This window comes from Dyadobacter sp. Leaf189, from assembly GCF_001424405.1.
Classification (GTDB): Bacteria; Bacteroidota; Bacteroidia; order Cytophagales; family Spirosomataceae; genus Dyadobacter.
This window is the reverse complement of record NZ_LMPS01000004.1, coordinates 1,210,166-1,221,954: the sequence shown is the minus strand read 5'-3', so window position 1 is coordinate 1,221,954 and position 11,789 is coordinate 1,210,166. Positions and strand designations below refer to the sequence as shown.

Sequence of the window (11,789 nt, the reverse complement as noted above, 5' to 3'; positions counted from 1 at the left end):
TAGCCTGCCGAACCCGAATGATAGTAAGCTGCATTGAGCGGCTCCAAGTTGATCTTATTGATCACATCATTGACCACACGTACGATGTGCCCCTTAGGGATCAATTCGTCCAGACTTGGAGGAAGCAACATCAACTGTTGCTGCTGATAAGGCTTAAAAGAAGGTTGTTTGCGGCCCATTTTTCTGATTTGCTTATACCTAAAGATAATCAATCCGGAAAATTTGCACAACCGCTACAAACAAAAAAAGACTGCCTCATTTGAGATAGCCTCTTGATTTTCAAGTGGGCCCACCTGGAATCGAACCAGGCACCTACTGATTATGAGTCAGTTGCTCTAACCGAATGAGCTATAGGCCCTTGTTTACTTTTTATTCTGCCTGGGATCGAAGCGGATCGCCGCCCCGGCAGGCACCTAATGATTATGAGCCTCAGTGGAACTGCGGCCGCCGCGCGGTTAGTTGCTCTAACCTACCGGCCAAACGTTTTTTGTGAGCTATAGGCCCGGCCAAACTTTGGTTTGGAGTGCAAAAATAGCTAAACCGTGCAATTCTCCAAACGATCATAGCAAGAATAACTGCTTTTGTCCGTTGCTTCTTTTATTACTTTTGGGGAAAAATTGGCTTTGAATAAAAGAAAGATAATTAACGATCCCGTTTACGGGTTTATCACTATTTCGTCTGATCTGCTCTATGACCTGGTAGATCATCCGTTTCTGCAACGACTTAGAAGAATCAAGCAGCTCGGGCTTGCCGATATCGTTTATCCGGGTGCATTGCATACGCGCTTTCATCACGCACTTGGCGCAATGCACCTGATGAGCCAGGCGCTCAAAGCCTTACAGGAAAAAGGACACCTGATCTGGCAGTCGGAGCTTGAAGCTGCGCAGGCTGCTATCCTCCTGCATGACCTCGGCCACGGACCTTTTTCGCATGTATTGGAAAGCGTGATGCTGCCTGGCGTGGAGCATGAGGCAATTACCCTTTCGATGATGAAAGAGCTCAACAGGCAAATGGATGGAAGATTAGATATGGCCATTCAAATGTTTGAGGGCACTTACCCGCGCCAATTTTTTCACCAGATGATTTCCAGTCAGCTCGATATGGACCGGATGGATTACCTCAATCGCGACAGTTTTTACACCGGGGTTATCGAAGGTTCCATTGGCGCAGACAGGCTGATCAAAATGCTTGATATCAGCGGCGACGAACTGGTAGTAGAGGAAAAAGCACTTCTGAGCATAGAAAACTTCCTGCATGCACGCCGTCTGATGTACTGGCAGGTATATCTCCACAAAACACTCCTGAGTGCGCAGGCAATGCTGACCCAGATCCTTTTCCGTGCCCGGGAATTGACTGCTAATGGTACCATTTTGTTTGCTACACCTGATTTTGAAAGGTTTTTGCACAACAGGTTCAAAATCGAGGACTTCGATTCCGAGCCTGGTTTAATGCAAGCTTTCAACGGATTGGACGATAATGACGTATGGGCTTCTGTGAAAGGATGGAAAACACACGAAGACCTGGTTCTTTCCGTTTTATGCAGAAAGCTGCTGGACCGGGATTTGTTTAAAATCCAGTTTTATGATCAGCAGCCTGGTGAAGAAGTGCTGGAACCGCTGCGGAAGCAGCTGCGTAGCGCGGGTGTGAGGGAGGAAGAAATGGATTATTTTTTGATTGAAGGTGAAACTACCAACTGGGCTTACGCCAAAGAACAAGACCCTATCCGCGTGAAAATGAAGAATGCGAATTTGCTCGATATAGCCGATGCATCGGATATTCCGACCATCGAAGCGCTGACTAAGATTGTACGCAAGTACTATGTATGTTGGGCTAAAAATGTATCTTTGCGTGGTTAGCAAGGATCATATCAAGAAGGAGCCGTCATACTAATTTACGCAACATACTCGAAACACATTAGCCGAAAAATATGAAATTTACTGTCAGCGAGATTGCCCAAATGCTTGATGGAACCATTGTTGGAGATGAAAAAATTACAATTGATTCGGCTGCTAAAATTGAAGAAGGGCGTCCGGGCTGCATATCTTTTTTAGCCAACAGTAAATACGAAGCTTACGTTTATTCAACCGGATCTTCCGCGGTTATCGTTAACAAGGACTTTGCTCCCAAGAAAGAAGTTTCGGCTACATTAATCTACGTCGAAAACGCTTACACTGCATTTACAATTCTTCTTGAAGAATATCAGAAACGCCTTGCAAAGAACAAGTCGGGTGTAGAACAACCCAGCTTTATCGGTGAGAACAGTCAGGTAGGCGCTGACGTTTACCGCGGCGCTTTCTCCTATATTGGTAAAAATTGCATTGTTGGTGATAATGTTAAAATCCACCCGCATAGTTTTCTTGGTGACAATGTGTCGATCGGGGATAACACGGTGGTCCACCCCGGTGCTCGTATTTATCAGAATACAATTGTTGGTAAAAACTGCGTGATCTCCGCCAATGCGGTAATCGGCAGCGACGGGTTCGGCTTTGCGCCGCAGACCGACGGAAGCTACAAAGCGATCCCGCAGCTTGGCAATGTGATCATTGAAGACGATGTAAGTATCGGGTCCAATACGACGATCGATTGCGCTACAATGGGCTCGACCATTATCCGGCAAGGCGTCAAAATAGATAACCTGGTGCAGATTGCCCATAATGTAGAGATAGGAAAAAATACCGTAATTGCAGCACAGTCAGGTATCTCCGGATCTACGACGATCGGGGAACAATGTGTGATAGCGGGGCAGGTAGGTGTAGTTGGTCACATTTCGGTTGCAAATAAAACCAAGATCGGCGCACAAAGCGGACTTGGCAAATCGGTTAAAAAAGAAGGACTTTCTTTTTCAGGATCTCCTGCGCGGGATTTGAACGAACATCTGAGATCCATGGCGCTGGTAAGAAGGCTGCCTGAAATGGAAGAACGATTGAAAGACCTTGAACGGAAGCAGGAAACCTCTGACTTTCAATAAATACTGCCGGTACCCCAACAAGCCTTTATGCAGAAAAGGATTTTATATAATGAACGAAAAACAACAAACCATTTCTAGGTCAGTATCCGTCACCGGAGTGGGTTTACATACAGGTGTAGTTGCGACGATGACCTTTGTTCCCGCGCCAGCTAACCACGGATACAAGTTCCAACGCGTTGATTTACCAGATCAGCCCATTGTAGATGCTGATGTTGACAATGTAGTGGACCTTTCCAGAGGTACGACCATTGAGCAAAACGGAGCCCGCATTCATACAGTTGAGCACACGCTCGCTGCATTGGTAGGCTTACAAATCGACAATGTGCTTATCCAGCTTGACGGTCCCGAGCCTCCGATCATGGATGGGAGCTCCATTAAATTTGTGGATGCGATCATGGATGCAGGTATTGAGGAACAAAACGCGTACCGCAATTACTTCGAAGTTCCTGAATATGTACACTATATCAATAAAGAAAATGATACGGAGCTGGCTGCATTGCCGCTTTCGGATTACAGGCTGACTGTAATGGTGGACTACAACTCTACCGTGATCAGCAGCCAGCATGCGTCATTGAACGATATCACACTTTTTAAAGATGAGATAGCGAAATGCCGCACGTTTGTTTTCCTGCATGAGCTCGAAGCCCTATACCGGCAGAACCTGATCAAAGGCGGCGACCTAACCAATGCGATCGTGATCGTAGACAGGGAAGTACGCGACGGCGAGCTGGATCATTTGTCACAGCTATTGAACAAGCCGAAAGTCAGTGTCAACAAATCAAAAGGCATTTTAAATAATGTTGACCTGCATTATCCCAACGAAATGGCCCGGCACAAGCTGCTGGACCTGATTGGCGACCTTGCACTGGTAGGCCGCCCGATTAAGGCGCAGATCCTTGCTGCGCGTCCGGGTCACGCGGCCAACGTTGCACTTGCCAAAAAGATCAAGAAACTGATCAAGTCCGGAAAAGGGGATATACCTCAATACGACCCCAATAAAGCACCGATATTTGATATCAATCAGATCGCGAACCTGCTTGCGCACCGCTATCCATTCCAGATGATTGACAAGATCATCGCATTGGATGAGAACAGTGTGGTGGGTGTTAAAAATGTGACGATTAACGAGCAGTTCTTTTTAGGGCACTTCCCGGGAAATCCTGTTATGCCTGGCGTATTGCAACTTGAAGCAATGGCGCAAACCGGCGGGATCCTCGTTTTGTCAAGTGTACCCGATCCTGATAATTACTGGCCCTATCTGATAGGCATCGACGCCTGCCGCTTCCGCCGTAATGTTTTTCCCGGAGATACCGTTATTTTCAAATGCGAGTTTACATCTCCGATGAAAAGAGGTATTGTAAAAATGAGTGGCCGCGGCTATGTAGCCGGCCAATTGGTATGTGAAGCTGATATGATAGCAAGCCTGGTAAAGAAAAAATGACACCAACCACCTTAGCATACATTCATTCTGACGCGAAAATCGCTCAGAATGTTGAAATAGAACCATTTGCTATGATCCACGCCGATGTTGAAATCGGAGAAGGAACATGGATTGGTTCGCACGCCGTCATTAATTCCGGCGCAAGAATTGGTAAAAATTGTCGTATTTACCCCGGAGCGGTGATTTCTGCTACTCCGCAGGATTTGAAATACAACAATGAATATACACTCACAGTTATTGGTGACAATACAACGATCAGGGAATATGCGACGATCAGCCGCGGGACCGAAGAGCACTGGAAAACAGTAGTAGGCTCCGACTGTCTGATTATGGCTTATGCACACGTAGCGCACGACTGCCGGGTTGGAAGCAATTGCATTATTGGTAACAATGTGCAAATGGCCGGGCACGTACATGTGGGCGACTGGGCTATTGTAAGTGCATTAAGCGCTGTTCATCAGTTTGTGAAGATCGGAGCGCATTCATTTGTGTCCGGTGCTTCGCTCGTCCGCAAGGATGTTCCTCCATTTACAAAAGCAGCTCGCGAGCCGATTTCTTATGTAGGTATCAATTCAGTAGGGTTGCGCAGGAGAGGATACAGCAATGAAAAAATCGTTGAAATCCAGAATATTTACCGGTACATCTTCATGAAGGGGCTGAACAATGCCGAAGCATTACAGAAGATAGAGCTGGAATTGCCGCCTTCAAACGAGCGGGACGAGGTGATCAACTTTATCAGAAATTCGGAGCGGGGCATTATGAAAAGTCCCTTCCAGACAAACGGAGCAAGTGAGACAGAAGCTTAGAATCTGAATGATATTAGTTTAAAGGCGCCTTCAAGGCGCCTTTTTTTATTGTATAACCAACACAGAATCACCTTCCCGCACGGTACCAAGCGTTTTTGCTACCGCATTCTGGCCGAAGAGGATTTTGTTATTGACTTTCCTATAAGTGGATAGCGTTTTCAGCGGCTCAGCGCCTTTCTCTGCTGTTGCCGGATTGATGGTTGTGAGAATGCAGCGCGCGCAGGGTTTTACAATACCGAATTCGAGATCTCCGATCCGGATCGCTTTCCATTGGTCTTCTTCAAATGGAGTACTCCCGGTAATCACCATATTTGGTCTGAAACGTTGCATGGTAACAGGCGCGTCAAGTCTGGAGTTAAGATCATCCAGTGAAGCCTGCGAGATGATCAGGAATGGAAAGCCGTCAGCGAAACTTACGTTTTCATCGTTCCTGGCATATCTGGGGTCTGCTTTGCGCTCAGTTTCTTCGGGCATTTTGACAAGTTCGAGCTTTTGTCCGAACTGCTCGCTTAGCCACTGATCCGCCTCGTCGCTTACGGTAACAGCTTCTACTACATCATCCCAGATCGTCACCGTTCTTGGTTGCTGGGTGACAGGCAGATAGGGTACTGTCAATACATTTTCGGGCTCATTCCTGTTCAATATTTTCAGGCCCTGATCAGTTAACTTAACATCAATCAATGCCATTTTGGATAAAACACGTTGGGTTAAGAACTTCCCGTTTTCATCGATGATCATCCAGCGACGATCATATTCGAGTCCGCGCTCTTCGGTCCTGGCTTCCGGCAGTCTGATCCCGCCCAGGGATTTAACGGGGTATATCCAGATTTCTGACAATTGCATCATTTGATTCAGTACTTTTTCGATAGCTAATTTGCAGGTAGTGAAAGGGGACCTGGGTTCAGAAATCCATTCGCGCGAGCGGACTTACCGTTTGGTCACAAAAATCATTTTCCAGGAACTTGAAGTGCGCGGCAATGGCGATCATCGCCGCATTGTCGGTACAGTATTCAAACGCTGGAATGTAAACGTTCCAGTTCAAGGTCTGGCCCAGCTCGGTTAAAGCTTTCCGAAGTCCCGAGTTGGCAGAGACGCCGCCCGCAATCGCAATTTCCCTGATTCCAGTTTCTCTCGAAGCTTTCTTGAGTTTTTTCAACAGGATATTAACCAATGTAAACTGAATGCTGGCGCAAATATCCGGCAGGTTCTCACTGATGAATGCCGGATTCTCCCGGACCTGTTTTTGGAGGAAATACATAAAGGAAGTCTTGATCCCGCTGAATGAGAAATCAAGCCCCGGCATTTCAGGCAATGGAAAGGAATAAGCGTCAGGGTTGCCGGCAGCGGCATATTTGTCTATCAAAGGCCCACCCGGGTAGGGTAATTCGAGCAGCTTCGCAGTTTTGTCAAAAGCTTCGCCCACAGCATCGTCGCGTGTTTCTCCGATGATCTCCATCTGCAATGGTCCCGACACTTTCACGATCTGCGTGTGGCCGCCACTTACGGTAAGGCAAAGGAATGGGAATGCCGGTTTTGGATTATCGATAAAATGCGCAAGTACGTGCGCCTGCATGTGGTTGATCTCAATGAGGGGAATGCCAAGCCCGAGCGCCATGGACTTAGCGAAAGAGGTACCAACCAGCAGGGCACCCAATAAGCCCGGGCCGCGTGTAAAAGCAATGGCATCCAGGTCTTTTTTTGTTACTTTTGCATCATTCAATGCTTTATCTACCACTGGTAGGATATGTTGTTGGTGTGCACGCGAAGCTAATTCCGGTACAACACCCCCGTATTGTGTGTGAATAAGCTGCGTAGCAACAACATTGGAGCGGATTTCCCCGTTTGTAATTACGGCTGCGGAGGTTTCGTCACACGAAGATTCAATGGCAAGAATATTCATTCTATTGAGTTATTCACAAAATTAAGCATTAACAACAAGATAAGCAGTATCGCCTGCGAAGCTGTATATGTTTAAATTCCTGAAGGCGTTAGGCAATGGTTTGACCGTGGTGATTATCTTCGCGCTTCTGGCGCTGGGTATCCTTACCATCGCATTACAGCTTCCTTCGGTACAAACCTGGGCAGTACAATCCGCTGCCGACCGGGTTTCTTCAAAACTCGGCTATCCCATTACTATTGAGAAAGTTAACATCAAATGGTTTGATGTTGTATCGCTTGAAGGAGTATCTGTAAAGGATAGCAGCCAGCGTGACATGATCGACGTGGGCCGCATTGATGTAAATCTGGATTTACACAATATTATTGAAAATGCCGCGCGCGAAATCCGCCTGGATGAAGTAAATGTGTTTCAGCCCAAAGTGCAGCTGGCCATCGTGCCGGAGTCGGGTTACCTCAATATTGACGGATTTATTGAAAGAATAAACGAGCTCACTGCTCCCGCCGTACCCCGACCCGCGAATGCACCCGAAAACAACACGCCTTTTATCATTGGCAAATCGAAGGTGATAGACGGAACGTTCAGTTATGACGATCCGAGAAGCAAGCGCGACCGGCGGAAAAGGGTTTTTGACTACTCGCATTTCAAGCTTCAACATCTTTATGGCGACCTGAAAAACTTTCTCGTTCAGGGAGATACCATTTCATTTTTGGCCAAAAACCTGAAAACGGTGGATATGCAAACCGGCCTGGAAATGCATGAGCTGGATACCCGCTTTTTGTTTTGTCAAAAGAAAATGGAATTGAAAGAGCTGGATGCGAAAATTGGGCATTCGCGGCTTAAAGACGAGGTAATTTTCTTTTACAACCGCTCGGGAGAACTGGGTGATTTCAATCACAAGATCCGAATGAAAGGGCATTTGATAGGAAGTCACGTTGATTCCCGCGATCTGGGACTGTTTTCCAGTTACATCGATGCTTTGAATGAGAGCTGGGATATTTCAGGGGATTTTAACGGGAAGGTCGACGATTTCATGATTACCAACACGGATCTGCGGTTCGGGAAGAGCAGCAGGCTGGTAGGAGATCTGGGGTTCAAAGGTTTACCGAAGATTGATGGCGTTCAAATGGATATCAGGCTTTCACTTTCCAAGATAGAGCCGACGGATCTTGTGCAGTATTATCCTGAATGGGATATGCACCCGAAACTCGAGAAATTCGGATTGACGCTGCTCGACGGGCATTTCAAGGGTACATTGGAAGACTTTTCCGTAGGTGCAAATGCGTCTTCTTCCATGGGTGAAATCGCGGGCGACCTTGTTTTTCATATTGATGGTCCGAAAACGACGACTTACTCGGGCGAGGTGAAGACCAATCGTTTTGAGCTGGGGAAGTTGCTGGAAGAAGAAGAAACCTGGCAGCAGCTTGATTTTTCGGGCAAGATTTACGGTAGGGGACTTGAATTGCGGTTTGCTTCCACGGACATGAATGCAATGGTAGGCAGGGTAGGTTTCAGGAACTATGATTACCGGAACATTCGTCTCAAAGGAAATTTGCAAAACCAGTACTTCAATGGGCTTGTGAGTGCCAGGGATACGAACCTCGTTTTGAACCTGGAAGGAGAGTTTGACCTGTCCAGGGCGCAAAATTCATTCGATTTGCAGGGTGTGGTAGAAAGAGCAAACCTGGCGCAATTAGGTTTTTCCAAAGAACCGATCACGCTCCGTACCCAGCTGAATGTAAATGTGTTGGGGAATACATTTGACGAACTTACCGGCGATGCCAGGTTGCTGAATACCTATTTGTTGATGACAAATCAGGAGCGTAACCTGGTCATGGATACGCTTACTTTCTCTTCCAGACAAGAGGAGGAAAACAGGATTTTAAAGCTTGAAAGCGAATTTCTGACCGCCAAAGTAGAGGGAGATTTTCTGCCTACCCAGTCGTGGAGCGACCTGAACAGGTTAATGGACGAATACAAGCTTTACTTTTTCGAGAACCAGGCAAATCGCCAGCAATACTACGCCAGCAAGCCCGTACAATCTGTTCAGAAAAGATACCAGATAGATTACGAGCTTGAAACCAGGAATTTGTCCCGCTTTCTGGCATTCTTAAGTCCGGATATCTACGTTTCAAGAGGAGCCAGGCTGGAAGGTGTTTTTAGAATGGATAATACAGCAATCCTGACTTTAAATGCTGTTTCAGACACTTTGCGGTACGGGACTAATCAGTTTGTGAAGTCAGAGCTGGATGTAACTACATCCAAGTTCGTGAACAATGCGGAGGTACTTGCCTCCATTCTGGTCACGTCCGATAAGCAGCAGATGAGCGTGCTTGTTCCGACTGAAAAGCTTGAATTTGAAGGCACCTGGGATGAGGACCATATCGATTTTAATGGTGCATTGCATCAGGTGAAAAGTACGAACCAGGCTAATCTTGCGGGAGAGATCAGGTTCTTGCCGGCAGGTCTGGATATCGGGTTTAAAGATTCAAAGCTGAACCTGCTCGACGAAGAATGGAGCGTTCCTTCGCAAAGCCTGATTTCCATTGTAGGCAGGGATATTACCTTATCAAATGTCGGGCTAGTAAGCGGCAAGCAGCGCATCTTTTTGACTGGTATAGCTTCCGAGAATCCCGAAAAAAGTATGCTGCTCGATATCAGGAATTTTCGGTTAAACAGTCTTAATCCGGTACTGAATACCAAGCTCGCCGGGATCATGGACGGTTCTGCGCGGGTAAAAGATATTTATAACAGCGTGATCCTGGACGCCAGTTTTAACATCGAAAGTCTGGGTTATGCACAGTACGAATTCGGGAATTTGTCGGGAACCGGCGACTGGGACCAGATTACAAGCGAGTTGCAGATCGATGCACAGCTTAGTAAGAATGCGCGACGGGTTTTCAATCTTGTAGGTTCATACAGACCAAAACTGACGGACAATACGCTCGATCTCAAAGCAATTTTCAACCATATTGACTTTAAGGCACTCGAACCATTTGCCGAGGGGCTGGTATCTGATATTGGCGGCCGTGCGCAAGGTACCGTGCTGATCAAAGGTAAGGTAGACGCTCCTGTGCTGTCGGGATCATTGATGGTGGAGCAGGGCAGGATGAAGTTCGATTACCTGCAATCGGTGTTTACTTTCAATGACAAGATCAATTTTACCGAAAGTGAAATCACGGTCAATAACATGGTTGTGACGGATACTGATGGCAATACGGCGGCAGTGCGGGGCGGGGTTTTTCACGACGGGTTTAAGTACTTCTCGCTCGGCTTCAATGCGGACCTGAGGAATTTCAAAATTTTAAATACCAATGTAAAAGACAACGATGTGTTTTACGGAACGGCTTATGTTACCGGGCCGGTAGCAGTTTTCGGGCCGATTGACAACCTGAATATTGAAGCAAATGTAACCAGCAACAAAGGCACCAAGATTTACATTCCTCTCGATGGTGCCACAGAAGTAGCTACCCAGGATTATATCCAGTTTGTGAGCAAAATGCCCAAACCCGACAGTACAAGCACCACTACACAAGCGGACTCCATTACCCGGAGCCAGGTTGCGGGTGGTATCAAAATGGATTTTAATTTCAATCTCACTCCTGATGCAACCTGCGAGATTATTTTCGACCGGCAAACAGGCGATATCCTGCGCGGAAACGGATCGGGGCGATTGAACCTGAACATAGATACCCAGGGTGATTTCACGATGGCGGGTACTTACGAAATTGAGCGGGGAGAGTACAACTTCACCTTGCAGAATGTAATTAACAAGAAATTCAGTATCAAGCCAGGCAGCCGGATTGTGTGGTCAGGAGATCCTTACGGTGCTATTCTGGACGTAAAAGCGGGCTATACCCAGCTGGTTTCACTGGCTGGCGTGCTGCCTAACACAAGTGCTTCCAGTACCAACAACAATGATGCATTGTCGCGCAGGTACCCGGTGGAGGTGACGATCGGCCTCTCGGAAAGGTTGATGTCGCCGCTGATCCGGTACGATTTGAAAATATTGGACAATCCGTCGCTCAACAGGTACCGCGGCGAGCTGGAAGCTTTTCAGAACAAGCTGAAATCTGATGAGCAGGAGCTGAGCCGGCAGGTGAGCAGTTTGCTCGTGGTTAACCAGCTACTTCCCGAGAGTAGCCTGGCGACAGTAGGAAGCCAGAATTTCCTTGGAAGCAGCATCAGCGAGCTGGTATCCAATCAGATCAGCCGATGGGCTTCGGGTATCAATGAAAATCTGGAAGTAGGTGTGTCCGGGCTTTCCCTCGACCAGAATGCATTGAATAACCTGCAATTGCGCTTTTCCTATCGTTTTCTGAATGACCGTTTCAGGGTTACCAGGGACGGGCGGTTTACGTCAGGCGCACAAAGTCAGACGGGGACTACTGCCTACGATGCAGCCAGCCTTTTGGGGGAATGGACATTGGAATACTGGCTCAACAGTCAGGGCTCAGTGCGGGTGAAAGCTTACAACCGGAATGTTCAGAATCCACTTTCTCTCAATAATACAGTGACAACTGGCGGGGTGAGCATGCAGTTTACACACAGCTTTAACCGGTTCAATGCAATGCCGAAACCTTCGGTGAAGATACCTTACGTGATCCCGGCTGATTCTACCCGCCAGGATACTACTGCGAAGAAGCTGATTTCGGAGAAGAATTCGACGCGTTGACC

General features: G+C 47.2%; 7 protein-coding genes and 1 tRNA gene. 5 read left to right on the top strand and 3 right to left on the bottom strand.

Going from position 1 to position 11,789, the window contains the following annotated elements; all coding sequences use genetic code 11:
- Window positions 1-284: 284 nt before the first annotated feature.
- Window positions 285-358 (bottom strand) — tRNA-Ile (locus ASG33_RS14480).
- 265 nt (window positions 359-623) lie between these two features.
- On the opposite strand from ASG33_RS14480, the gene ASG33_RS14475 reads away from it, so the two are divergent.
- The 4 genes from ASG33_RS14475 to lpxA all read left to right on the top strand — a co-directional run bounded on the left by ASG33_RS14475 (window position 624) and on the right by lpxA (window position 5,215).
- A complete protein-coding gene (locus ASG33_RS14475) occupies window positions 624-1,856 on the top strand; it encodes an HD domain-containing protein (protein ID WP_056286620.1) in 1,233 nt (410 codons plus the stop codon).
- A gap of 71 nt (window positions 1,857-1,927) precedes the next feature.
- The gene (lpxD, locus tag ASG33_RS14470; protein ID WP_056286295.1) at window positions 1,928-2,968 is read left to right on the top strand and encodes a UDP-3-O-(3-hydroxymyristoyl)glucosamine N-acyltransferase; all 1,041 of its coding nucleotides are present in this window, start codon (window positions 1,928-1,930) and stop codon (window positions 2,966-2,968) included.
- A gap of 49 nt (window positions 2,969-3,017) precedes the next feature.
- The gene (locus ASG33_RS14465; protein WP_056286293.1) at window positions 3,018-4,409 is read left to right on the top strand and encodes a bifunctional UDP-3-O-[3-hydroxymyristoyl] N-acetylglucosamine deacetylase/3-hydroxyacyl-ACP dehydratase; all 1,392 of its coding nucleotides are present in this window, start codon (window positions 3,018-3,020) and stop codon (window positions 4,407-4,409) included.
- Window positions 4,406-5,215, top strand: coding sequence for an acyl-ACP--UDP-N-acetylglucosamine O-acyltransferase (gene lpxA, locus ASG33_RS14460; protein WP_056286290.1), 810 nt, complete (start codon window positions 4,406-4,408; stop codon window positions 5,213-5,215). Before ASG33_RS14465 ends, lpxA begins: the two co-directional genes overlap by 4 nt.
- A 45-nt stretch (window positions 5,216-5,260) precedes the next feature.
- Here lpxA and ASG33_RS14455 read toward each other — a convergent pair whose 3' ends face one another.
- Together ASG33_RS14455 and tsaD are read right to left on the bottom strand one after the other, a co-directional pair.
- The gene (locus ASG33_RS14455) at window positions 5,261-6,061 is read right to left on the bottom strand and encodes an MOSC domain-containing protein (RefSeq protein WP_310589201.1); all 801 of its coding nucleotides are present in this window, start codon (window positions 6,059-6,061) and stop codon (window positions 5,261-5,263) included.
- Window positions 6,062-6,116: 55 nt separating this feature from the next.
- Window positions 6,117-7,115 carry a tRNA (adenosine(37)-N6)-threonylcarbamoyltransferase complex transferase subunit TsaD gene (gene tsaD / locus ASG33_RS14450; protein ID WP_056286286.1) on the bottom strand — a complete coding sequence of 333 codons (999 nt, stop codon included), beginning with the start codon at window positions 7,113-7,115 and terminating at the stop codon, window positions 6,117-6,119.
- A gap of 67 nt (window positions 7,116-7,182) precedes the next feature.
- On the opposite strand from tsaD, the gene ASG33_RS14445 reads away from it, so the two are divergent.
- Window positions 7,183-11,787: a translocation/assembly module TamB domain-containing protein gene (locus ASG33_RS14445; protein ID WP_056286285.1), complete on the top strand. Its 4,605-nt coding sequence runs from the start codon at window positions 7,183-7,185 to the stop codon at window positions 11,785-11,787.
- Window positions 11,788-11,789 lie beyond the last annotated feature (2 nt).